Annotated in this window: 16 protein-coding genes; 7 read left to right on the top strand and 9 right to left on the bottom strand. The window is 55.9% G+C overall.

What is annotated here, in order from left to right; translation table 11 throughout:
• Positions 1–3: 3 nt before the first annotated feature.
• From INF58_RS01330 to aroP, 3 genes are all read right to left on the bottom strand, one after another.
• Positions 4–954 carry a family 43 glycosylhydrolase gene (locus INF58_RS01330; RefSeq protein ID WP_193526838.1) on the bottom strand — a complete coding sequence of 317 codons (951 nt, stop codon included), beginning with the start codon at positions 952–954 and terminating at the stop codon, positions 4–6.
• 10 nt (positions 955–964) lie between these two features.
• Entirely contained in the window at positions 965–2,362 is a 1,398-nt protein-coding gene (locus INF58_RS01325) for a glycoside-pentoside-hexuronide (GPH):cation symporter (RefSeq protein ID WP_193526837.1), read from the bottom strand.
• Between the two features lie 164 nt (positions 2,363–2,526).
• Positions 2,527–3,897, bottom strand: a complete 1,371-nt coding sequence (aroP, locus tag INF58_RS01320; RefSeq protein ID WP_063450640.1) for an aromatic amino acid transporter AroP — start codon at positions 3,895–3,897, stop codon at positions 2,527–2,529.
• A gap of 536 nt (positions 3,898–4,433) precedes the next feature.
• Here aroP and pdhR point away from each other — a divergent pair.
• From pdhR to lpdA, 4 genes are all read left to right on the top strand, one after another.
• The gene (pdhR, locus tag INF58_RS01315) at positions 4,434–5,198 is read left to right on the top strand and encodes a pyruvate dehydrogenase complex transcriptional repressor PdhR (protein ID WP_006173806.1); all 765 of its coding nucleotides are present in this window, start codon (positions 4,434–4,436) and stop codon (positions 5,196–5,198) included.
• A gap of 123 nt (positions 5,199–5,321) precedes the next feature.
• A complete protein-coding gene (aceE, locus tag INF58_RS01310; protein ID WP_063867468.1) occupies positions 5,322–7,985 on the top strand; it encodes a pyruvate dehydrogenase (acetyl-transferring), homodimeric type in 2,664 nt (887 codons plus the stop codon).
• 14 nt (positions 7,986–7,999) lie between these two features.
• Entirely contained in the window at positions 8,000–9,901 is a 1,902-nt protein-coding gene (gene aceF, locus INF58_RS01305; protein ID WP_193526836.1) for a pyruvate dehydrogenase complex dihydrolipoyllysine-residue acetyltransferase, read from the top strand.
• A gap of 175 nt (positions 9,902–10,076) precedes the next feature.
• Complete coding sequence (lpdA, locus tag INF58_RS01300) at positions 10,077–11,501, top strand: dihydrolipoyl dehydrogenase (RefSeq protein WP_063450636.1); 1,425 nt, start codon at positions 10,077–10,079, stop codon at positions 11,499–11,501.
• A 52-nt stretch (positions 11,502–11,553) separates the two neighbouring features.
• On the opposite strand, the gene INF58_RS01295 is transcribed toward lpdA, so the two are convergent.
• Together INF58_RS01295 and INF58_RS01290 are read right to left on the bottom strand one after the other, a co-directional pair.
• The gene (locus INF58_RS01295; RefSeq protein ID WP_193526835.1) at positions 11,554–12,345 is read right to left on the bottom strand and encodes a DUF2950 family protein; all 792 of its coding nucleotides are present in this window, start codon (positions 12,343–12,345) and stop codon (positions 11,554–11,556) included.
• 10 nt (positions 12,346–12,355) lie between these two features.
• Positions 12,356–13,849, bottom strand: a complete 1,494-nt coding sequence (locus tag INF58_RS01290) for a DUF3300 domain-containing protein (protein WP_193526834.1) — start codon at positions 13,847–13,849, stop codon at positions 12,356–12,358.
• 388 nt (positions 13,850–14,237) lie between these two features.
• Here INF58_RS01290 and acnB point away from each other — a divergent pair, with 388 nt between their 5' ends.
• Positions 14,238–16,835, top strand: a complete 2,598-nt coding sequence (acnB, locus tag INF58_RS01285; protein ID WP_193526833.1) for a bifunctional aconitate hydratase 2/2-methylisocitrate dehydratase — start codon at positions 14,238–14,240, stop codon at positions 16,833–16,835.
• A 207-nt stretch (positions 16,836–17,042) separates the two neighbouring features.
• Positions 17,043–17,405, top strand: a complete 363-nt coding sequence (gene yacL / locus INF58_RS01280; protein ID WP_022647069.1) for a protein YacL — start codon at positions 17,043–17,045, stop codon at positions 17,403–17,405.
• A gap of 31 nt (positions 17,406–17,436) precedes the next feature.
• Here yacL and speD read toward each other — a convergent pair whose 3' ends face one another.
• The 3 genes from speD to INF58_RS01265 form a co-directional block, all read right to left on the bottom strand.
• Positions 17,437–18,231, bottom strand: a complete 795-nt coding sequence (speD, locus tag INF58_RS01275) for an adenosylmethionine decarboxylase (protein ID WP_063450632.1) — start codon at positions 18,229–18,231, stop codon at positions 17,437–17,439.
• A complete protein-coding gene (gene speE, locus INF58_RS01270; RefSeq protein ID WP_193526832.1) occupies positions 18,232–19,101 on the bottom strand; it encodes a polyamine aminopropyltransferase in 870 nt (289 codons plus the stop codon). It lies immediately after the preceding gene.
• A 101-nt stretch (positions 19,102–19,202) separates the two neighbouring features.
• Positions 19,203–19,550 (bottom strand): YacC family pilotin-like protein, encoded by a 348-nt coding sequence (locus tag INF58_RS01265; protein WP_003856306.1) that lies wholly within the window; start codon positions 19,548–19,550, stop codon positions 19,203–19,205.
• Positions 19,551–19,695: 145 nt separating this feature from the next.
• Here INF58_RS01265 and cueO point away from each other — a divergent pair, with 145 nt between their 5' ends.
• The gene (gene cueO / locus INF58_RS01260; RefSeq protein WP_193526831.1) at positions 19,696–21,255 is read left to right on the top strand and encodes a multicopper oxidase CueO; all 1,560 of its coding nucleotides are present in this window, start codon (positions 19,696–19,698) and stop codon (positions 21,253–21,255) included.
• Positions 21,256–21,341: 86 nt separating this feature from the next.
• Here the strand turns inward: cueO and INF58_RS01255 are convergent, their stop codons facing one another.
• Entirely contained in the window at positions 21,342–23,732 is a 2,391-nt protein-coding gene (locus INF58_RS01255) for a glucose/quinate/shikimate family membrane-bound PQQ-dependent dehydrogenase (protein WP_193526830.1), read from the bottom strand.
• Positions 23,733–23,828 lie beyond the last annotated feature (96 nt).

Below are 23,828 nucleotides of genomic sequence, written 5' to 3'. Positions count from 1 at the left end.
CCGTTACAGCGTATCCGCAGGCGGGATGCCGAAATCAGGCATCCCGTTTTCGTCCCAGCGGACGCGCTTCAGGCGAGTGTGGCGATTGGGATCGTACAGCGGATCGCCTTCAATTTCAGTGTAGTTTCGCGCGTGGTAGACCAGCACATCGTCGCCCTCAGGGGTCTGCGTAAAGCTGTTATGGCCTGGCCCATACTGCCGGTTTTCATAGCTGGTGACGAACACCGGGCGCGGGGATTTCTGCCAGTTAGCCGGGTTTTGCGGATCGGCATTCACGTCTATCCACAGTAATCCCATGCAATAGTTTTCGTCGGTGGCGCTGGCGGAGTAGCTGATGAACAGCTTATCGCCGTGGAACAGCACTGCCGGGCCTTCGTTAACCCAGAACCCACGGCACTCCCAGTCATATTCCGGCTTGCTGAGCATCACCGGTTCTCCCTTCAGCGTCCACGGATTTTCCATTTCACACAGGTAAAGATTGGAGTTACCGGAAATATCCGGGGCTTTTTGCGCCCACAGGTACCAGCGTTTGCCCTGATGAACAAAGGTGGTGGCGTCCAGCGCGAAGGTGTCGAAAGGCGTTTTGATTTGCCCTTTTTCCACCCACGACCCGGTGAGCGGATCGCCGTCGGCGCACGCCAGCGCGAACATGCGGTGCTGGAACATCCCCAGCTTGTCGAGCGCCTGCGTATGCGTGGCGGCAAAATAGATGTACCACTTGTTGTCAATGTGGTGCAGTTCGGGTGCCCAGATCAGCTGGCTCATCGGGCCGGCGTCAGGCTTGCGCCAGACCACCACCTCTTCGGCATCACGTAAACCTTCCAGCGAGTCCGCGCGGCGGATCGCCAGCCGATCGTACTCCGGCACGGAGGCGATAAAGTAATATTGCCCGTCGTGGCGCAGGATGTACGGGTCGGCGCGTTGTTCAATAAACGGGTTTGGCCAGGTTTGCATTCGGCTTTCCTTATTTAGTCTCAGCGGCGCTGATTTCCTGATACTCGTTCAGCTCGCGATAGTTAATGCGGCGCTTCTCCAGGTCTTCCTGGATCCGCTTCATCGTCTCCCGGTCAACCTTCAGCAGACGCACCACGCCAGCGGTTATGAGATACCCGACGCCTGGAATGACGGTAAAGAGCAGCACGATGCCGTTGATGGCATCCGCGCTCTGCGCTTTCGCCCCCGCGTCGTAACCGTACCAGGAGAGCAGGAAGCCCACCATCGCACCGGCAATCGCCAGGCCCAGCTTGAGGAAGAAGATGTTGCCGGAGAAGCTGATCCCGGTGATGCGCTTCCCGGTTTTCCATTCGCCGTAGTCGTCCACGTCGGCCATCAGGGACCAGTGCAGCGGGGAGGGGATCTGGTGCAGGATGTTGAGCAGGACGTAGAGCACCACGATGGTGACGGTGGCTTTCGGGTCGAAGAAGTAGAAGGCGCAGGAGAAGATCGCCAGCGCGATGTTGGTCCAGAAGAAGACCTTCAGCTTACACCAGCGGTCGGTCAGCACTTTCGCCAGCATGCTGCCAAACATCATGCCGACAACGCCCAGGCTGATAAACAGCGTGGCAAAATGGGTGCTTTGACCCATTACCCAGGTAACGTAATACATGGTTGCCGCCATGCGGATAAAGCCCGGGCAGACGTTGCACAGCGTCAGCAGCAGAATACGCACCCACTGGTCGTTCTTCCACACGTCCTTCAGATCATTTTTCAGCTCATCATGGGTTTGCACCGCCGGACGTACGCGCTCGCGCACGGTGGCGAAGCAGAACAGGAACATGCAGGTACCCACCAGCGCCAGCACGGTCATCGCCATCTGGTAGCCTTTGGCTTTGTTATCCCCGCCGAACCAGTCGGCCATCGGCAGCAGCGTTAAGGAGAGCAGCAGCGTGGCGATACCGACCATCACAAAACGATAGGACTGGCAGGCAACGCGCTCTTTCGGGTCGTTGGTGATCACGCCCCCGAGCGAGCAGTACGGGATGTTGATGGCGGTATAGGTCAGCGACAGCAGGAAATAGGTGACGAACGCATAGATAACCTTGCTGTTATAGCTCCAGTCGGGCGTGGTAAACATCAGGATGCTGAACAGCGCATAGGGGAAGGCAATCCACAGCAGCCATGGACGAAACCGGCCATATTTGCTGCGGGTACGGTCGGCTATCGCGCCCATGATCGGGTCCGTTACGGCATCGATGACGCGTACAGAAAGCAGCAAAACGCCAACCAGCGCAGGCGCAAGACCAAAAATATCCGTATAAAAATAGTTAACAAATAACATGATGGCGCCAAAGATAATGTTGCATCCGGCGTCACCCATGCCATAGCCGATCTTTTCTTTTACTGACAGTTTGTTGTTATTCATCGACAGCTCTCCGGGTTTCGGTATGGAGAGAATTATTCGCTGGCAAACGAATATATGCGTTGCAGTATAAGGGCGGTGATATGGATGATTTTGCTGTTGGCGTGAATTTGTGAGGAAGGTAACAAGACGCTGCGCCCGGCAGGACGGGCGCAGCGAGAAAACACTTAGTGCGCTTTCACCGTTTTGGCATTTTTCTGCTTCACCAGATAGCCCACGCCGAGGATCGCAATCCAGACCGGGATCAGGTAAACGGAAATCGCCATGCCGGGGGTGATGAGCATGATAACCAGCACGGCCGCCATGAACACCAGGCAAACCCAGTTCCCCAGCGGATAGAGCAGGGCAGGGAAGCGAGTGGTTACGCCCTGCTGCTGCTTGGCGCGGCGGAACTTGATGTGCGCGAGGCTAATCATCGCCCAGTTGATCACCAGCGCGGAAACCACCAGCGCCATCAGCAGGCCGAAGGCCGATTCCGGGGCCAGGTAGTTAATCAGCACGCACAGCGCCGTCACGACCGCCGACACGATAATGGTGTTAACCGGTACGCCACGCTTATCAACGGTGAGCAGCGCTTTCGGCGCGTTGCCCTGCTGCGCCAGGCCGAACAGCATACGGCTGTTGCAGTAAACGCAGCTGTTATAAACAGAGAGCGCGGCAGTCAGCACCACGACGTTAAGCGCGTTCGCTACGAAGGTGTCGCCCAGCTCGTGGAAGATCAGCACGAACGGACTGGTATCCGCCGTGACGCGCGTCCATGGCAGCAGGGAGAGCAGTACCGCCAGGGAGCCCACATAGAAGATCAGAATACGGTAGATAACCTGGTTAGTGGCTTTCGGGATACTCTGCTCCGGGTTGTCGGCTTCGGCAGCGGTGATGCCCACCAACTCCAGACCACCGAAAGAGAACATAATGATCGCCATCATCATCACCAGGCCGGTCATGCCGTGCGGCAGGAAGCCACCCTGTTCCCAGAGGTTGCGTACGGTGGCCTGCGGGCCGCCGTTGCCGCTGAAGAGCAGCCAGCCGCCGAAGATGATCATCGCCACCACGGCAATGACTTTGATAATCGCAAACCAGAACTCCATCTCGCCGAACACTTTTACGTTGGTCAGGTTAATGGCGTTGATGATAACGAAGAAGGCCGCGGCTGACGCCCAGGTGGGGATCTCCGGATACCAGAACTGAATGTACTTCCCAACCGCGGTTAGCTCGGCCATAGCAACCAGAACGTACAGAACCCAGTAGTTCCAGCCGGAGGCGAAGCCTGCAAAGCTGCCCCAGTATTTGTAGGCAAAGTGGCTGAACGAGCCTGCGACCGGCTCCTCAACGACCATTTCACCCAGCTGGCGCATAATCAGAAAAGCAATGAAACCCGCAATCGCGTAACCCAAAATAATGCCTGGACCGGCAGACTGGATTACGGATGCGCTGCCCAGAAACAGGCCAGTACCAATAGCACCGCCCAGGGCGATGAGCTGAATATGGCGGTTTTTAAGGCCGCGCTTTAGCTGATCGCCATGCTGTTGAGCTTCCATTTGAAACCTCGTGTGTGGTTGTTATGTTCACGCTGTGCGTGTGTAATTATGAAAGTCCATATTCTGTATTTATTTCTTTACGGTTAACGATACCGAAAAAAGCGGAGATGGCTTCCGTTAGCGCCAGAATAGTGGTAAGCGCAGCCGAATGCACCTGCTTTATGAAGGGATGAAGACGACTTGAATAAAAAGAAACCAATTGTAAATCGGTACGTTAACCCCTCATACCCAACCTATAGAATAGAAATGCGTCAAAAGCGGGCGAATTTTCATATTTTGCCCTGTTGAATCGCTTCAGATTGCAATAACCCTCGTTTAATTATGGTTAAAACTGCCTCTTTGGGAGTAACCATTTCATTTGTGCAAAGTTACATTCCTGAAACGTTAGTTCTGTAAGGTTGTTAAAATCTGCCGGGTTTACTGATTTCAATCAAAACCAATATGGACAGAAGGTGAATACTTTGTTACTTTAGCGATACGAACATGAAATTGGTAAGACCAATTGACTCCGGGCAAAAAGGCGTAAGACAGGGAATATGGCCTACAGCAAAATTCGCCAACCAAAACTTTCCGATGTGATTGAGCAGCAGCTGGAGTTTTTAATTCTCGAAGGGACACTGCGCCCGGGCGAGAAGCTCCCGCCAGAACGCGAGCTGGCCAAACAGTTCGACGTTTCACGTCCCTCTCTGCGTGAGGCGATTCAACGTCTCGAAGCAAAGGGCCTGTTGCTCCGTCGCCAGGGTGGCGGAACCTTTGTGCAAAACAGCCTGTGGCAGAGCTTCAGCGATCCGCTGGTCGAACTTCTCTCTGACCACCCAGAATCCCAGTTTGATCTGCTTGAGACCCGTCACGCGCTGGAAGGTATTGCGGCCTATTACGCCGCCCTTCGCAGCACTGATGAAGATCGCGTGCGTATTCGCGAGCTGCATCAGGCCATTGAACGGGCACAGCAGTCCGGCGATTTAGACGCCGAGTCCAGCGCCGTCGTCCAGTATCAAATTGCCGTCACCGAAGCAGCACACAACGTGGTGCTCCTCCATCTGCTACGCTGCATGGAGCCGATGCTGGCCCAGAACGTTCGTCAGAATTTTGAATTGTTGTATGCCCGTCGGGAGATGCTCCCGCTGGTAAGCAACCATCGCACCCGAGTATTCGAGGCGATAATGGCCGGGGAACCGGAGCAGGCGCGTGAAGCGTCGCACCGCCATCTGGCTTTCATTGAGGAAATCTTGCTGGACCGCAGCCGTGAACAATCGCGTCGCGAACGTTCATTACGCCGCATACAGCAACGAAAGGATTAAGCGCCAGGTACTTTTAGAGCGCGGCAACTAAACGCAGAACCTGTCTTATTGTGTTTTCTGGGGAAAATACAATGGGACAGGTTCCAGACAAATCAACGTATTAGATAGATAAGGAATACCCCCATGTCAGAACGTCTCCAAAATGACGTGGATCCGATCGAAACTCGCGACTGGCTACAGGCGATCGAATCGGTCATCCGTGAAGAAGGTGTTGAGCGCGCTCAGTATCTGATTGATCAGCTGCTTTCTGAAGCGCGCAAAGGCGGCGTGAAAGTGGCTTCAGGTGCAGGGGCTAACAACTACGTAAACACGATTGCCGTCGAAGACGAACCGGAATACCCGGGCAATCTGGATCTGGAACGCCGTATCCGTTCTGCTATCCGCTGGAACGCCATCATGACCGTTCTGCGCGCATCCAAGAAAGACCTGGAGCTGGGTGGCCACATGGCGTCCTTCCAGTCTTCAGCGACCGTTTACGAAGTGTGCTTCAACCACTTCTTCCGTGCAGCTAACGAGAAAGATGGCGGCGATCTGGTGTACTTCCAGGGCCACATCTCTCCGGGCATCTATGCGCGTGCCTTCCTGGAAGGTCGTCTGACTGAAGAGCAGATGAACAACTTCCGTCAGGAAGTTCACGGTAAAGGTCTGTCTTCTTACCCGCACCCTAAACTGATGCCTGAGTTCTGGCAGTTCCCGACCGTTTCTATGGGTCTGGGCCCAATCGGTGCGATCTACCAGGCTAAATTCCTGAAGTACCTGGAACACCGTGGTCTGAAAGACACCTCTGAGCAGACCGTTTACGCCTTCCTGGGCGACGGTGAAATGGATGAGCCAGAATCTAAAGGTGCGATCACCATCGCAACCCGTGAGAAGCTGGACAACCTGTGCTTCATCATCAACTGTAACCTGCAACGTCTGGATGGTCCGGTAACCGGTAACGGCAAGATCATCAACGAGCTGGAAGGCATCTTCGCGGGTGCTGGCTGGAACGTGATCAAAGTCATGTGGGGCGGTCGTTGGGATGAGCTGCTGCGTAAAGACACCAGCGGTAAGCTGATCCAGCTGATGAACGAAACCGTTGACGGCGACTACCAGACCTTCAAATCCAAAGACGGTGCGTACGTACGTGAGCACTTCTTCGGTAAATACCCTGAAACCGCAGCACTGGTTGCAGACTGGACTGATGAGCAGATCTGGGCCCTGAACCGTGGCGGTCACGATCCGAAGAAAGTCTACGCTGCACTGAAAAAAGCGCAGGAAACCAAAGGTAAAGCGACTGTAATCCTGGCCCACACCATCAAAGGTTACGGCATGGGTGATACCGCAGAAGGTAAAAACATCGCTCACCAGGTTAAGAAAATGAACATGGACGGCGTGCGTTACATCCGCGACCGTTTCAACGTTCCAGTGACCGATGAGCAGGTAGAAAACCTGTCTTACATCACCTTCCCGGAAGGTTCTGAAGAGCACAAGTACCTGCACGAACGTCGTCAGGCGCTGAAAGGCTACCTGCCTGCTCGTCAGCCTAACTTCACCGAGAAGCTGGAACTGCCGGCGCTGGAAGACTTCTCTCAGCTGCTGGAAGAGCAGAACAAAGAGATCTCCACCACCATCGCTTTCGTTCGTGCCCTGAACGTGATGCTGAAGAACAAGTCGATCAAAGATCGTCTGGTCCCAATCATCGCCGACGAAGCGCGTACTTTCGGTATGGAAGGTCTGTTCCGTCAGATCGGTATCTACAGCCCAAACGGCCAGCAGTACACCCCGCAGGACCGTGAGCAGGTTGCTTACTACAAAGAAGACGAGAAAGGTCAGATCCTTCAGGAAGGTATCAACGAGCTGGGCGCAGGCGCATCCTGGCTGGCTGCTGCGACCTCTTACAGCACCAACAACCTGCCGATGATCCCGTTCTACATCTACTACTCCATGTTCGGGTTCCAGCGTATCGGTGACCTGTGCTGGCAGGCAGGCGACCAGCAGGCTCGCGGCTTCCTGATCGGTGGTACTTCTGGTCGTACGACCCTGAACGGTGAAGGTCTCCAGCACGAAGATGGCCACAGCCATATTCAGTCTCTGACTATCCCGAACTGTATCTCTTACGATCCGTCCTACGCGTACGAAGTGGCAGTCATCATGCATGACGGCTTGCAGCGCATGTACGGCGAAGCGCAAGAGAACATTTACTACTACATCACCACCCTGAACGAAAACTACCACATGCCGGCAATGCCAGCAGGTGCCGAGGAAGGTATCCGTAAAGGTATCTACAAACTCGAAACCATTGAAGGTAGCAAAGGTAAAGTTCAGCTGCTGGGCTCCGGCTCTATCCTGCGTCACGTTCGTGAAGCAGCACAGATCCTGGCGAAAGACTACGGCGTCGGTTCCGACGTGTACAGCGTCACCTCCTTCACTGAACTGGCGCGTGATGGCCAGGATTGTGAGCGCTGGAACATGCTGCACCCACTGGAAACCCCACGCGTTCCGTACATCGCTCAGGTGATGAACGACGCGCCAGCGGTGGCGTCTACTGACTATATGAAACTGTTCGCTGAGCAGGTTCGTACTTACGTTCCAGCTGATGATTATCGCGTACTGGGTACTGACGGCTTCGGTCGTTCTGACAGCCGCGAAAACCTGCGTCACCACTTCGAAGTTGATGCTTCCTACGTGGTGGTAGCAGCACTGGGCGAACTGGCTAAACGTGGCGAAATCGATAAGAAAGTGGTTGCGGACGCAATTACCAAATTCAACATCGATGCAGATAAAGTTAACCCGCGTCTGGCGTAAGAGGTAAAAGAATAATGGCTATCGAAATCAATGTACCGGACATCGGGGCTGATGAAGTTGAAATCACCGAGATCCTGGTCAAAGTGGGCGACAAAGTTGAAGCTGAACAGTCGCTGATCACCGTAGAAGGCGACAAAGCCTCTATGGAAGTCCCGTCTCCTCAGGCTGGCATCGTTAAGGAGATCAAAGTCTCCGTTGGCGATAAAACCGAGACCGGCAAACTGATCATGATTTTCGATTCCGCCGACGGTGCAGCAGTTGCTGCACCTGCGCAGGAAGAGAAGAAAGAAGCCGCTCCGGCCGCCGCTGCTCCAGCAGCTGCCGCGAGCGCGAAAGACGTTAACGTGCCTGACATCGGCGGTGACGAAGTTGAAGTTACCGAAATCCTGGTGAAAGTGGGCGACAAAGTTGAAGCTGAGCAGTCACTGATCACCGTAGAAGGCGACAAAGCCTCTATGGAAGTACCGGCGCCGTTCGCGGGTACTGTGAAAGAGATCAAGATCAACACCGGTGACAAAGTGTCTACTGGTTCCCTGATTATGGTCTTCGAAGTGGCGGGCGCCGAAGGCGCTGCGGCTCCAGCGAAAGCGGAAGCTGCTCCGGCTCAGGCGGCTGCACCAGCGGCTGCTGGCGGTGCGAAAGACGTTAACGTACCGGATATCGGCGGTGACGAAGTTGAAGTCACCGAAGTGATGGTGAAAGTGGGCGATAAAGTTGCCGCTGAACAGTCACTGATCACCGTTGAAGGCGACAAGGCTTCCATGGAAGTGCCTGCGCCGTTTGCCGGTACCGTTAAAGAGATCAAAATCAGCACCGGCGACAAAGTGTCTACTGGCTCCCTGATTATGGTCTTCGAAGTGGAAGGCGCTGCGCCTGCCGCAGCTCCGGCTGCCGCGGCTGCTCCAGCACCGGCTGCTGCACCGGCTCAGGCTGCTAAACCAGCCGCTGCCCCTGCTGCAAAAGCAGAAAAATCTGAGTTTGCTGAAAACGACGCATACGTCCACGCGACTCCGCTGATCCGTCGCCTGGCGCGCGAGTTCGGCGTGAACCTGGCGAAAGTGAAAGGCACCGGCCGTAAGGGTCGTATCCTGCGCGAAGACGTTCAGGCTTACGTGAAAGACGCGGTGAAACGCGCCGAAGCTGCACCTGCGGCAGCGGCTGGCGGCGGTATCCCGGGCATGCTGCCATGGCCGAAAGTGGACTTCAGCAAGTTCGGCGAAATCGAAGAAGTGGAGCTGGGCCGTATCCAGAAAATCTCTGGTGCTAACCTGAGCCGTAACTGGGTGATGATCCCGCACGTTACGCACTTCGATAAGACCGATATCACCGATCTGGAAGCGTTCCGTAAACAGCAGAACGCCGAAGCCGAGAAGCGTAAGCTGGACGTGAAATTCACCCCAGTGGTCTTCATCATGAAAGCCGTTGCCGCTGCTCTGGAGCAGATGCCACGCTTCAACAGCTCCCTGTCCGAAGACGGCCAGAAGCTGACGCTGAAGAAATACATTAACATCGGTGTTGCGGTAGATACGCCAAATGGTCTGGTTGTTCCGGTCTTCAAGGACGTGAACAAGAAGAGCATTACCGAGCTGTCCCGTGAACTGACCACCATCTCCAAGAAAGCGCGTGATGGTAAGCTGACTGCCGGCGAAATGCAGGGCGGCTGCTTCACTATCTCCAGCATCGGCGGCCTGGGTACCACCCACTTCGCGCCGATTGTTAACGCGCCGGAAGTGGCTATCCTCGGTGTGTCCAAGTCCGCGATGGAGCCGGTGTGGAATGGCAAAGAGTTCGTGCCGCGTCTGATGATGCCAATCTCTCTGTCCTTCGACCACCGCGTGATCGACGGGGCTGATGGTGCGCGTTTCATCACCATCATCAACAACACCCTGAGCGACATTCGCCGCCTGGTGATGTAATCGAAAAGCCGGCCAATCGGCCGGCTTTTTTCTGATAATCTCATGGGGCTTTTGAGGTTATTGGTGAAAGCGATAATTCGTGAGCCGTTTGTTGTTTCAAAATTGTTAACAATTTTGTAAAATACGGGCGGATAGAACGACCCGGTGGACGACGGGTATACATTAAGAGGTCATGATGAGCACAGAAATCAAAACTCAGGTCGTAGTACTTGGGGCAGGCCCGGCAGGTTACTCCGCAGCATTTCGCGCAGCGGATTTAGGTCTGGAAACCGTCATCGTAGAACGTTACAGCACCCTCGGCGGTGTTTGTCTGAACGTCGGCTGTATCCCTTCTAAAGCGCTGCTGCACGTAGCGAAAGTTATCGAAGAAGCCAAAGCGCTGGCTGAACACGGTATCGTCTTCGGCGAGCCAAAAACCGACATCGACAAAATTCGTACCTGGAAAGAAAAAGTTATCACTCAGCTGACCGGTGGTCTGGCTGGCATGGCGAAAGGCCGTAAGGTAAAAGTGGTTAACGGTCTGGGTAAATTCACCGGTGCGAACACCCTGGAAGTGGAAGGCGAAAACGGCAAAACCGTGATCAACTTCGACAACGCGATCATCGCGGCAGGCTCTCGCCCAATCGAACTGCCATTCATTCCGCATGAAGATCCGCGCGTGTGGGATTCCACCGATGCCCTGGAGCTGAAAACCGTTCCTAAGCGCCTGCTGGTGATGGGCGGCGGTATCATCGGTCTGGAAATGGGTACCGTATACCATGCGCTGGGTTCAGAGATCGACGTGGTTGAAATGTTCGACCAGGTGATCCCGGCTGCTGATAAAGACATCGTTAAAGTCTTCACCAAGCGCATCAGCAAGAAATTCAACCTGATGCTGGAAACCAAAGTGACTGCCGTTGAAGCGAAAGAAGACGGTATTTACGTTTCCATGGAAGGCAAAAAAGCCCCTGCTGAACCACAGCGTTACGACGCCGTGCTGGTGGCTATCGGCCGCGTGCCGAACGGTAAAAACCTCGACGCCGGTAAAGCGGGCGTGGAAGTGGACGACCGTGGCTTCATCCGCGTTGACAAACAGCTGCGCACCAACGTGCCGCACATCTTTGCTATCGGCGACATCGTCGGTCAGCCAATGCTGGCGCACAAAGGTGTTCACGAAGGTCACGTTGCCGCTGAAGTTATCGCCGGCATGAAGCACTACTTCGATCCGAAAGTGATCCCATCCATCGCGTACACCGAGCCAGAAGTGGCATGGGTCGGTCTGACCGAGAAAGAAGCGAAAGAGAAAGGCATCAGCTACGAAACCGCCACCTTCCCGTGGGCTGCTTCTGGCCGTGCTATCGCGTCCGACTGTGCAGACGGTATGACCAAGCTGATCTTCGACAAAGAGACTCACCGCGTGATCGGTGGTGCGATTGTCGGCACCAACGGCGGCGAGCTGCTGGGTGAAATCGGTCTGGCTATCGAAATGGGCTGTGACGCGGAAGACATCGCGCTGACCATCCACGCGCACCCGACTCTGCACGAGTCCGTGGGCCTGGCGGCAGAAGTGTTTGAAGGTAGCATCACTGACCTGCCAAACGCGAAAGCGAAGAAGAAATAAGTTTCTTCAGATGAAAAAAGCGGCCTCAGGCCGCTTTTTTTATGCGCTGCGTTCAGGGGGCGACAGGCTGCCAGGTTTTATCCGGGTGATATTCAGACAGAGCCTGCGCTTTCTGCGCTGAGTCATTACCGAGATCAGCCTGATAGACCTCGTCATTCTGGTTTACAACAAAGCTCATTATCCCCGTCTGACCGTAGCTCACGGGCCAGGCAACCATGGCAAAGCCATTCTTATCCGACAGGATGCGGAAGCGATAGCCATGGTAACCCGCCCCCGGATGTGGTGGACTAAACGCCGGACCAAGCGGACTTGGCGCATCGCCTGGCGAGACGGGCCAGTACAGCCCATCCTTTTTCCCTTCAGAACTGACAATTTTCTGCGCGTATTTCTGGTTCAGTGCAAAGTAACGCTGCTGCGCATCGACGTAGGCGTGAAGCGCTTCGATGGCTGCGAGCTCGTTGCGACCGATTTCGCGGGTCTGGATCTCTTCAGCAGCTTTCTGCATGTCGAACTGCCAGCCTGAGGCGGTTTTGATTACCGGTATCGGCAGCTGCCAGCCGTTCTCGCCCACCGCCAGGTGCGCCACGTCGCCATTGACGACGGTTTCATGGCGAACCTTCCAGTCTCTCAGAAAACGATCCACGGCATCGGGATCGACCCCTTCGGGCGGCAGAACCTCGCGCCATTTTTCGCCGAGCAGCGCGCTCATCGCGCTTTCGTTGTGCTCGCTGATGGCGGTTGCCAGCGCGCGGGTCGCCCGATCCGGCGAGCTGAAGGATTGCTGCGCCATAACCGCAGCCGACACCATGAACAACACTATTCCACTGAGTAGTTTACTTTTCATGTCGGCTCCCTTAACGATGACGGAATTCGCGGTGTTCGGTACGGTCGGCGGTGCGCTGTCGGGGATGCTGCTGTGCCGACAGGTGGCGGCTTTGCGCCCCGCGCTGCTGCTGGGCCTGCCAGGAGGCCGAGCGGCTGTCGTTGCCGCTCAGGGCATTGGCGCGGTGTGCGCTGGCAGGGTGCCGCGCCGTCTGCGTAATACGCTTCTCAGGAGCCTGATGATTTTCATGCTGCGGCGCGCTGGTCCGTTGTACGGCTTGCGGCCTGGCGTCATACCCGCGGAAATTATTGCGCTGTGATATTTGCTTAAGCTGCTGCGTTGAGGCCAGACGCTGAGCGTCTCGCGCATTCGTATGTGTCGATTGTGGGAACGTTTTTCCCGTCGCTTTTTCCATCTGGCTGAGAGCGGCCTGGCGCTGGCTGTCGCGATTGACCGGCCTTTGCTGGGTCGCACTTAATCCCGTCGCCGCGTTCGTGGGGTGGAAACGGTTAGCCAGTTGGTTATTTGGATAAGCCACGCCTTCACGATAAGCAGGGTTGTGCTGCCAGGTGCGGTCATTGCCGTTCAGGTGCTGCCCGCTGATTCTGTTGAAGTTATCCACGTTGATATTGATATTGTTATCACCGTTACGGTTATAGCCGCCGTGATTGTCCCAGTCATCATCGTGATGATGGTGATCCCAGTCGTCGTCATCCCAGTCAATATTGCTGAAGATGGCGTAGGTTGTCGCGACCCCGAGGCTGAAGCCTAATCCTTTAACAAGGCTGTCGGTAAACTGTTCGCCGGGTGAGGGCGGGAGATAGACGGGCGGGTACGCGGGTTCAGGCCAGGTGCCGTAAACCGTATTCGGGTTATAGGTAGGGACATACACCACCTGCGGATCGGCGGATTCAATCTTAATCACCGTTGGGCTGGAGGGGGTTGCGGTTGTCGCGGTTTTTGTCGGTGCAGCCTTTGTGACGGTGGTGACCGTCTGCTGCGGCGTGGATTGTAGCGCACCCGTTTGTTGGGCCAGCAGGCGCAACCGCTGTACTGAATCCATCACATCCTTCGGCTGTGCAAGAAAGGCATCCCCCAGGTTCTGTACCCATGGCGGATTTTCGCCCATCAGCGACATCAACTGAGGAAAGGCGACCAGCGATTTTACGCTGGGATCCCATGGCTGGTTGGCGACCGCCTGAATGGCGGCATCCCCCTGCATTTTGGGGTTATCCTTTGACCACTGCGCGGCCTGTATAACGTTAGACGGGTAGGTCGACGCCATCAGGATTTGCGACAGCAGGGCATCCGGGTAAAGCGCAACAGGGGCTACCCACTGGTCGATTTGCGCAGCAGTGTAGGCCGGGGTAGCGACAGCAGCAGGTTGGGCTGCCGGTGGGGCAGAGGGCTGTGCAACCGGAGCAGGCTCCGTTACGCGGCTTTTAACAAACATGACGCCCGAGGCGGCAAACAGTCCCGCACTGCAAAGCAGAACAAGAAGATGGGGTTTAAAAGGCAACTTCATAAAATGGCTCCAACGAGACGAGTGCAGTGCCGGGAGGCGTTGCTGTTGCCGCGAGTATCATTCACCCGTGTTTTACCGTTTTGACTTTTCTTGGGAAACCACCCGGCGCGTCCGGATAAAGAGTGTGTGCATTTATTACACAATTATATCTCGTGGCTAAAAAAGACGCAGGGAAAGAGAGCGAAAGTCGACGTGTCTCCCCGCTACACCATGCTTAACGATTCAGCAAATAATTTAATGTTGCTTTTTTGTAAACAGATTAACACTGTGCAGAAATCCTGCTATGCTGCCCGACGCGGTATCGGGCATTTACCCTACAAACTGCTGTCTCACAGGAGCGTGAAGAGAACGCCCGCCGCATATGACAATGAGAGCGAGGAGAACCGTCGTGCTAGAAGAATACCGTAAGCACGTAGCAGAACGTGCCGCCGAGGGAATTGTACCCAAACCTTTAGATGCAACCCAAATGGCCGCGCTCGTCGAGCTGCTGAAGAGCCCGCCTAAGGGCGAAGAAGAATTCCTGTTAGATCTGTTGATCAACCGTGTACCGCCTGGCGTAGATGAAGCTGCCTACGTAAAAGCCGGATTCCTTGCCGCCGTTGCCAAAGGCGAAGCCACCTCCCCACTGGTTACTCCTGAAAAAGCGATTGAACTGCTCGGCACCATGCAGGGCGGCTACAACATTCATCCGCTGATTGACGCGCTGGATAACGACACGCTGGCACCGATTGCCGCCAAAGCGCTCTCTTCAACGCTGCTGATGTTCGATAACTTCTACGATGTGGAAGAAAAAGCCAAAGCGGGCAACGTTTACGCGAAGCAGGTCATGCAGTCCTGGGCCGATGCCGAATGGTTCCTGAACCGCCCTGCGCTGGCTGAAAAAATTACCGTGACCGTCTTTAAGGTGACCGGTGAAACCAACACCGATGACCTGTCTCCGGCACCGGACGCGTGGTCTCGTCCTGATATCCCGCTGCACGCTCTGGCGATGCTGAAAAACGCCCGTGAAGGGATCGAGCCGGATCAGCCGGGCGTAGTGGGCCCGATCAAACAGATCGAAGCGCTGCAACAAAAAGGTTTCCCGCTGGCCTACGTTGGCGACGTTGTGGGTACCGGTTCTTCCCGTAAGTCCGCAACCAACTCCGTGCTGTGGTTCATGGGCGACGATATTCCGCACGTGCCGAACAAGCGCGGCGGCGGCCTGTGCCTCGGCGGCAAAATTGCACCGATCTTCTTTAACACCATGGAAGATGCGGGCGCGCTGCCGATCGAAGTGGATGTTTCTAACCTGAACATGGGCGACGTGATTGACGTTTACCCGTTCAAGGGCGAAGTGCGCAATCACGAAACCAACGAACTGCTGGCAAGCTTCGAGCTGAAAACCGACGTGCTGATCGACGAAGTGCGTGCCGGTGGCCGTATCCCGCTGATCATCGGTCGTGGCCTGACCACTAAAGCGCGTGAAGCGCTGGGTCTGCCGCACAGTGATGTATTCCGTCAGGCGAAAGACGTGGCGGAAAGCAACCGCGGCTTCTCGCTGGCACAGAAAATGGTGGGTCGCGCCTGCGGCGTTGCCGGTATCCGTCCTGGCGCGTACTGCGAGCCGAAGATGACCTCCGTGGGTTCTCAGGACACCACTGGCCCAATGACCCGTGATGAACTGAAAGATCTGGCGTGCCTGGGCTTCTCTTCTGACCTGGTGATGCAGTCCTTCTGCCACACGGCGGCGTATCCTAAGCCGGTTGACGTGACCACGCACCACACGCTGCCGGACTTCATCATGAACCGCGGCGGTGTCTCCCTGCGTCCGGGCGACGGCGTCATCCACTCCTGGCTGAACCGCATGCTGCTGCCGGATACCGTGGGCACCGGCGGTGATTCTCATACCCGTTTCCCAATCGGGATCTCCTTCCCGGCGGGCTCCGGCCTGGTGGCGTTTGCCGCCGCGACCGGCGTAATGCCGCTCGACATGCCTGAATCCGTGCTGGTGCGCTTCAAGGGCAAAATGCAGCCGGGCATCACGCTGCGCGACCTGGTTCACGCGATCCCGCTGTACGCCATTAAACAGGGGCTGCTGACCGTTGAGAAGAAAGGGAAGAAAAACATCTTCTCTGGCCGCATTCTGGAAATTGAAGGGCTGCCGGATCTGAAAGTTGAGCAGGCGTTCGAGCTGACCGACGCCTCCGCCGAGCGTTCTGCGGCAGGCTGTACCATCAAGCTGAACAAAGAGCCGATTATCGAGTATCTGACCTCCAACATCGTGCTGCTGAAGTGGATGATTGCAGAAGGCTACGGCGACCGTCGTACGCTGGAGCGTCGTATTCAGGGCATGGAAAAATGGCTGGCGGATCCGCAGCTGCTGGAAGCCGACGCTGACGCAGAGTACGCGGCGGTGATCGACATCGATCTGGCGGATATCAAAGAGCCGATCCTGTGCGCACCAAACGATCCTGACGATGCGCGTCTGCTTTCAGACGTGCAGGGCGATAAGATCGACGAAGTGTTCATCGGCTCCTGCATGACCAACATCGGCCACTTCCGCGCCGCCGGTAAGCTGCTGGATACCCACAAGGGCCAGCTGCCGACCCGCCTGTGGGTGGCGCCGCCAACCCGTATGGACGCGGCACAGCTGACGGAAGAAGGCTACTACAGCGTGTTCGGTAAGAGCGGGGCGCGTATTGAAATCCCTGGCTGTTCCCTGTGCATGGGCAACCAGGCGCGCGTGGCCGACGGTGCGACGGTGGTTTCCACCTCTACCCGTAACTTCCCGAACCGTTTAGGTACCGGTGCGAACGTCTACCTGGCCTCTGCGGAGCTGGCGGCGGTTGCGGCGCTGATTGGCAAACTGCCAACGCCGGAAGAGTACCAGACCTTTGTGGCGCAGGTGGATAAGACGGCGGTGGATACCTATCGCTATCTGAACTTCGACCAGCTCTCTCAGTACACCGAGAAGGCTGACGGGGTGATCTTCCAGACGGCGGTATGAATGCTACCCTCTCCCGTGGGAGAGGGGCTGGGGGTGAGGGCACCAGACCGCACCTGACCCATTGCCCGGTGGCGCTACGCTTACCGGGCCTACAAAACCCATCGCAACATCGGTGGGTTTTTTATTTTCATTCCTCCCACCTCTCCCGCTTTTTTTCTTCCTCTCTGCTGCGATAATTACCCTAATGGCTTTGCAGAGGAAAACGCTATGGATTACGAATTTTTGCGCGACATCACCGGCGTGGTGAAAGTGCGAATGTCGATGGGGCACGAAGCCGTTGGGCACTGGTTTAACGAAGAGGTGAAAGAGAACCTCGCGCTGCTGGATGAAGTCGAACAGGCGGCGGAAACGGTGAAAGGCAGTGAACGCTCCTGGCAACGTGCCGGGCATGAGTACACCCTGTGGATGGATGGCGAAGAGGTGATGGTGCGCGCCAACCAGCTGGAGTTTTCGGGGGATGAGATGGAAGAGGGGATGAGCTACTACGACGAAGAGAGCCTGTCGCTGTGCGGTGTGGAAGACTTCCTGAAAGTGGTGAACGCCTACCGCGACTTTATGAAACAGAAGTAACTCCCCGAAGCATCCCTGCTTCGGGTCACGTTTACACGGTCGGAATATTGCGGCCGTAGTAAATCTCGCGCATCTCTTTCCAGAGCAGGTCGGTAATGACCTTACGCTCTTCTTCACTCAAATCTTCCGGCCTGGTGTGGAACATATAGTGCTTAAGGTCGAATTCTTTAAGCATCATCTTGGTATGGAAGATGTTTTCCTGATAGACGTTCACATCCATCATGTCGTACAGCGACTTCATATCGTCGGACATGAAGTTCTGAATGGAGTTGATCTCATGATCGATGAAGTGCTTCATGCCGTTGATATCACGGGTAAAACCGCGCACGCGATAATCAATGGTGACGATGTCTGATTCCAGCTGGTGGATTAAGTAATTCAACGCATTCAGCGGTGAAATCACCCCGCAGGTCGACACTTCAATATCCGCGCGGAACGTACACAGTCCGCCTTCAGGGTGGCTTTCCGGGTAGGTGTGAACGCAGATATGGCTTTTATCGAGGTGCGCCACCACCACTTCGGGCAGCGGGCCGGGATGTTCGGTTTTGTCGATCAGCTGCGGGTCAACCGGCTCTTCACTGACCAGGATGGTGACGCTCGCGCCCTGAGGCTCATAATCCTGGCGCGCAATGTTCAGGATGTTCGCGCCGATAATCGAGCAGGTCTCTGACAGGATCTCGGTCAGACGGTTGGCGTTGTAGAGTTCATCGATATAGGCGATATAACCATCGCGCTCTTCTGCCGTTTTGGCGTAGCAGATATCGTAAATACAAAAACTCAGGCTTTTGGTCAGATTGTTAAAGCCATGCAGTTTAAGCTTTTTCAATTAGTTCACCTCCTTTGAGGACAGCGCGTCTTGCAGGTATTGAGGCAACGCAAAGGCTGCGGTGTGGATCGCCGGATTGTAGTATCGGCACGTGAGTCCGGCCTGGTGGAAGCGGGCCTGAATGATTTCGGTGGAGAGATGGCGCAGGACGTCGTTATCCGTCGCCCAGGCAAAGGTCATAATCCCGCCGTAGTAGGTCGGGATCGCCGCCTGATAGAAGCTGACATCGCTAAAATAGGTGCTCAGCTTACGGTGGCTATCCAGCGCTTCATCCTGTTGCAGGAAGCAGACGCCGTTTTGCGCCACAAAAATCCCACCAGGTTTCAGGCAGCGCTTGCAGCCTTCGTAAAACGAAGAGGTAAACAGCGACGCGCCGGGGCCGATAGGGTCGGTACAGTCAGAGATAATGACATCAAACGTTTGTATGGTCTGGTTAACAAAATTGACGCCATCGTCGATAACCAGCTGAAAGCGCGGATCGTCATAGCTGCCGGCATTGTGGTTTGGCAGATACTGGCGGCAAAACGACACCACCCCGGCGTCGATTTCCACCATGGTGATGGTTTCGATATTCTGGTGGCGAGAAACTTCACGCAGCATGGCGCCGTCACCGCCCCCAATGATCAGCACGTGCTTCGCGTGGCCGTGGGCCAGCAGCGGGACGTGGGTCATCATTTCGTGATAGATAAACTCGTCGCGCTCGGTGGTCTGCACCACGCCATCCAGCGCCATGACGCGGCCAAAGGCAGCGTTCTCGAAGATTATCAGATCCTGATGATCGGTTTTCTCATGATAGAGCACGTTATCCACGGCAAAATATTGACCAAACTGGTCATGCAGCGTTTCTTGCCATACCGTTTTATCGGTCATGGGGAGCACCTCCTTCGTTAACATCCATTACATCCGGCAGATGGGCGCAACACAAAACCGCCGTGAGGCGGTTAGCGGGTCAACAAGGGGCGTCGGGAAGGTTACTTCACGTAGGCGAGCAGGCTGAGTGAATCGCGTGCCAGCGCTTTGCATTTTTTAGCAGTGGGAATACCAATACCGCTTAAATCACGGTAGCTGTCTTCACCGAGCGCCTTCATGTCGAAGCTGTCGTAGTTGCTGAGGTCCCATTGGTTCTGCTGGGCAAAAAAGACCAGTGCGCGACGAATTTGCCCATTGGGTAAATTCTGGTAACCACAATCGTTCTTCAGAAAAACAAAAACTGCCGTCAGATCGGCCATATCTTCCGCTTCGTTTTCACTAAGCGCGTAACTGTTCGCACACATCGCCATCAGGCTGGCGAACAAAATTGTTCTGAAAAACGTCTTCATTGCCTTTACCACTGCATCACGGAAAATTAACGTTAGCATACTTGATGCCAGGCCGACGATCTTTATTATTGCCGCCGTGCTTGACCTTCCGGTAAGGGGAGGGTTTATGCTCAAAAGATCGCCGCCTGGAAATAAGGAAATGCACATGCAACGTCGTGATTTTTTAAAATATTCTGCCGCGCTGGGGGTTGCCAGCGCGTTACCGCTCTGGAGCCGCGCTGTTTTTGCCGCCGACAGACCTGCTTTACCCATCCCTGAGTTACTCAGCGCAGATGCCCGCAGCCGCATCCAGCTTGTGGTGCAGGCAGGCAAAACCACGTTCGGGCAACACGCCGCGACGACGTGGGGTTATAACGGCAATCTGCTCGGCCCGGCGTTGCAGCTACGAAAAGGGAAAGCGGTGACGGTAGACATTCATAACTCGCTTTCTGAAGAGACCACGCTGCACTGGCACGGGCTGGAAGTCCCGGGCGAAGTGGATGGTGGTCCCCAGGGGCTTATCAAGCCTGGGGGTAAACGCAGCGTAACCTTTACCCCTGACCAGCGGGCGGCAACCTGCTGGTTCCACCCGCATCAGCATGGCAAAACGGGCCATCAGGTGGCGATGGGGCTGGCCGGACTGGTGTTGATTGAGGATGACGAAAGCCGTCTCCTGCGCCTGCCAAAACAGTGGGGTATCGACGATGTGCCGGTGATTGTGCAGGACAAAAAATTCAGCGCTGACGGGCAAATTGACTATCAGCTGGATGTGATGAGCGCGGCGGTAGGCTGGTTTGGCGATACGTTGCTGACCAACGGGGCAATCTACCCACAGCATGCCGCCCCGAAAGGCTGGCTGCGCTTACGCCTGCTTAACGGCTGTAACGCCCGCTCGCTGAACTTCGCCACCAGCGATAAGCGCCCGCTTTACGTGGTGGCAAGCGACGGCGGCCTGCTGCCGGAACCGGTAAAAGTGAGCGAGCTGCCGATGCTGATGGGCGAACGCTTCGAGGTGCTGGTGGATATCAGCGATGGCAAAGCGTTTGATCTCGTGACCCTGCCGGTCAGCCAGATGGGGATGGCCGTCGCGCCGTTTGATAAACCACACCCGGTGCTGCGCATTCAGCCACTACAGATCACCGCCTCCGGCACGCTGCCGGACACCCTGACCACGCTGCCTGCGCTCCCGTCGCTGGATGGGCTCACGCAGCGTAAGCTTCAGCTCTCTATGGACCCGATGCTCGACATGATGGGCATGCAGGCGCTGATGAAGAAGTATGGCAATCAGGCGATGGCGGGAATGCACCACGGCCAGATGATGGGCCACATGAATATGGACCACGGCAAGATGGGCGGCATGGATCACGGCGGACATGGCTTCGATTTCCACAACGCCAACCGTATCAACGGCCAGGCGTTCGATATGAACACACCGATGTTCGCCGCCACGAAAGGGCAGTTTGAGCGCTGGGTCATTTCAGGCGAAGGCGACATGATGCTGCACCCGTTCCATATCCACGGCACGCAGTTCCGCATTCTCTCCGAGAACGGTAAAGCGCCGGACGCGCATCGCGCGGGCTGGAAAGATACGGTGAGGGTGGAAGGCGGCGTCAGCGAGGTGCTGGTGAAGTTCGACCACGAGGCGCCGAAAGAGTTTGCCTATATGGCGCACTGTCACCTGCTGGAGCATGAAGATACGGGGATGATGCTGGGCTTTACCGTATAAAAAAAGCCGGGTGGCGGCTTCGCCTTACCCGGCCTACATAGGACACCCGAAAGCCCGGTATGCGTTAGCGCCACCGGGCTTTTTCATTACTTAGCGTCGTCAGGCAATGCATACGCGACAATATAGTCGCCCATCTTCGTACCAAACGAACCGTGACCACCCGCAGAGATGACAACGTACTGCTTGCCATTCACTTCATAGGTCATCGGCGTTGCCTGGCCACCGGCCGGCAGACGGCCCTGCCACAGTTTTTCACCGTTGGTCATGTTGTACGCGCGCAGGTAGTTATCTGCGGTTGCCGCGATGAACAGCACGTTACCGGCGGTGGAAATTGGACCACCCAGCATAGGCATACCCATATTGAACGGCACCGGAACCGGCATCGGGAACGGCATGCTGTCCTGCGGCGTACCAATACGTTTCTTCCAGACAATCTTGTTGGTCTTCAGATCCAGGCCGGAGATATAACCCCAGGCAGGCTGTTTACACGGCAGACCGAACGGAGAGAGGAACGGATTCAGAGTCACGCCGTAAGGAACGCCATACTGCGGCTGGATACCGGCTTCGGTACCGCTGCCTTTCGCATCTTTCGGCTGCTCCATTGGGTTACCCGGACCGCGTGGGATCAGACGGGACACGAACGGCAGCGCCATTGGGTTAGCGATAGCGACCTGACGGTTCGGGTCAACGGAGATCCCGCCCCATTCGAACATCCCCAGGTTACCCGGGAAGACCAGCGTACCCTGCTCTGACGGTGGGGTGAAAATCCCTTCGTAGCGCAGCTGATGGAACATCACGCGGCACACCAGCTGGTCAAACATGGTGGCACCCCACATGTCTGCACCGCTGAGGTTTTTCTCCGGACGGAAGCTCAGGTCAGAGAACGGCTGCGTTTTGGTGACGTAGTCGCCTTTGGCAGCGCCCTGTGGAACCGGTTTTTCCGGCGCAGGCACAACCAGCTTACCGTTGCTGCGATCCAGCACGAAGATATTGCCGGTTTTCGCCGGGGCGTAAATCACCGGAACGGTTTTGCCGTTAACGGTAATGTCCGCCAGCGTCGGCTGGGATGGCATATCCATATCCCACAGATCGTGGTGAACGGTCTGATAGCTCCACGCCAGTTTACCGGTCGTTGCGTTCAGCGCCACGATGGAGCTGGCGTAACGTTCCTGCTCCGGCGTGCGGTTACCGCCCCAGATATCCGGCGTGGTCACGCCCATTGGCAGGTAAACCAGGTCCAGCTTTGCATCATACGCGGCCGGTGCCCAGGAGTTCGGCGAGTTAAAGGTAAAGGTGTGCTCGTCAGACGGGATTGCGTTTGGATCTTTCGCGCCCGGGTCGAAGGCCCACAGCAGTTTACCGGTGTTCACGTCGAAACCACGGATAACGCCGGAGGTTTCACGGGTAGAGAAGTTATCCGTTACCGAACCGGCAATCACGATGGTTTTATCGGTGATGATTGGCGGGGAGGTTGGCTCATACAGACCCGGCGTGGTGTCCGGCATGTTGGTCTGAAGATTCAGGATACCTTTATTGGCGAAGGTTTCGCACAGCTTGCCGGTCTCAGCGTTAATGGCAAACAGGCGGCCATCGTTAACCGGCAGCATAATGCGGCGAGGACAGTCGGCAATGACTTCCGGGCTGGCATTATCCGCGCGCGCTTCGTGGTAAGAGACGCCGCGGCAGGTGATGTGCTGGAACGACGGGTTGGAGTTCAGTTGTGGATCGAAGTGCCATTTCTCTTTACCGGTGGCCGCGTCGAGCGCGAACAGACGCTGGTGCGCCGTACACAGGTAGAGCATGTTGCCCACTTTAATCGGGGTCACTTCGTTGGTCAGCTCACCCGGATCGTTCGGCATTTTCAGGTCGCCGGTGCGGAATACCCAGGCTTCCTTCAGGTTTTTCACGTTGTCCGCGTTGATCTGCTTCAGCGGGGAGTAGCGTTGACCTTCCTGATTACGGCCATAGGCGGGCCAGTCGCCGTCAGCCACCTGCGAAATAGCCGCGGTTGGCGTGGATTCTGTGTTCAGCGTACCGTGGATCTCCTGCGGGTCGTTGAAACCGGCCCAGGTCAGGATACCGCCGCTAATCAGCAGGGCAACGAGCAGGCCGGCTACGGCACCGCTGGACGGAACGATCAGGCGACGCCAGACAAACGGCAGGATCAGCCAGATACCGAAGAAGACCAGAATGTCGCTGCGCGGCGTCAGCGCCCAGAAGTCGAACCCGACTTCCCACACGCCCCAGATCATGGTGGCAAGGAGCAGGGCGGCATACAGCCACAGAGCAGAACGTTTTCTCCGCAACAGCAGGACGGTTACGCCCACCATAACCAGACCCGCAATCGGGTAGTACCAGGAGCCGCCAATAGCGACCAGCCAGACGCCACCGATCAACAAATACAGCGCGCAGAATGCGGCAAACGCGGCTGTTAATGTTACCAGTAGACGCGGCTGCTTAGTTTTTGTTTCAGCCATAGAAAAGTACTCGTCAGTTTTGTTAATTATTTGCTAGCAATTAATTATAGGTATTAACAACTGTGATCGGAATCACAAATATTGCTTTTATAACTC

The sequence above is a fragment of the Enterobacter cloacae complex sp. P24RS genome (assembly GCF_014982165.1).
Taxonomy (GTDB): domain Bacteria; phylum Pseudomonadota; class Gammaproteobacteria; order Enterobacterales; family Enterobacteriaceae; genus Enterobacter; species Enterobacter quasihormaechei.
The sequence above is the reverse complement of the archived record's forward strand: the minus strand, read 5'-3'. Positions and strand labels throughout refer to the sequence as shown.

What these genes read in the sequence shown, in the direction of transcription:
- INF58_RS01330 (WP_193526838.1), bottom strand. Translation starts at nt 954, where the DNA reads ATGCAAACCTGGCCAAACCCGTTTATTGAACAACGCGCCGACCCGTAC.
- INF58_RS01325 (WP_193526837.1), bottom strand. Translation starts at nt 2,362, where the DNA reads ATGAATAACAACAAACTGTCAGTAAAAGAAAAGATCGGCTATGGCATG.
- aroP (WP_063450640.1), bottom strand. Translation starts at nt 3,897, where the DNA reads ATGGAAGCTCAACAGCATGGCGATCAGCTAAAGCGCGGCCTTAAAAAC.
- pdhR (WP_006173806.1), top strand. Translation starts at nt 4,434, where the DNA reads ATGGCCTACAGCAAAATTCGCCAACCAAAACTTTCCGATGTGATTGAG.
- aceE (WP_063867468.1), top strand. Translation starts at nt 5,322, where the DNA reads ATGTCAGAACGTCTCCAAAATGACGTGGATCCGATCGAAACTCGCGAC.
- aceF (WP_193526836.1), top strand. Translation starts at nt 8,000, where the DNA reads ATGGCTATCGAAATCAATGTACCGGACATCGGGGCTGATGAAGTTGAA.
- lpdA (WP_063450636.1), top strand. Translation starts at nt 10,077, where the DNA reads ATGAGCACAGAAATCAAAACTCAGGTCGTAGTACTTGGGGCAGGCCCG.
- INF58_RS01295 (WP_193526835.1), bottom strand. Translation starts at nt 12,345, where the DNA reads ATGAAAAGTAAACTACTCAGTGGAATAGTGTTGTTCATGGTGTCGGCT.
- INF58_RS01290 (WP_193526834.1), bottom strand. Translation starts at nt 13,849, where the DNA reads ATGAAGTTGCCTTTTAAACCCCATCTTCTTGTTCTGCTTTGCAGTGCG.
- yacL (WP_022647069.1), top strand. Translation starts at nt 17,043, where the DNA reads ATGGATTACGAATTTTTGCGCGACATCACCGGCGTGGTGAAAGTGCGA.
- speE (WP_193526832.1), bottom strand. Translation starts at nt 19,101, where the DNA reads ATGACCGATAAAACGGTATGGCAAGAAACGCTGCATGACCAGTTTGGT.
- INF58_RS01265 (WP_003856306.1), bottom strand. Translation starts at nt 19,550, where the DNA reads ATGAAGACGTTTTTCAGAACAATTTTGTTCGCCAGCCTGATGGCGATG.
- cueO (WP_193526831.1), top strand. Translation starts at nt 19,696, where the DNA reads ATGCAACGTCGTGATTTTTTAAAATATTCTGCCGCGCTGGGGGTTGCC.
- INF58_RS01255 (WP_193526830.1), bottom strand. Translation starts at nt 23,732, where the DNA reads ATGGCTGAAACAAAAACTAAGCAGCCGCGTCTACTGGTAACATTAACA.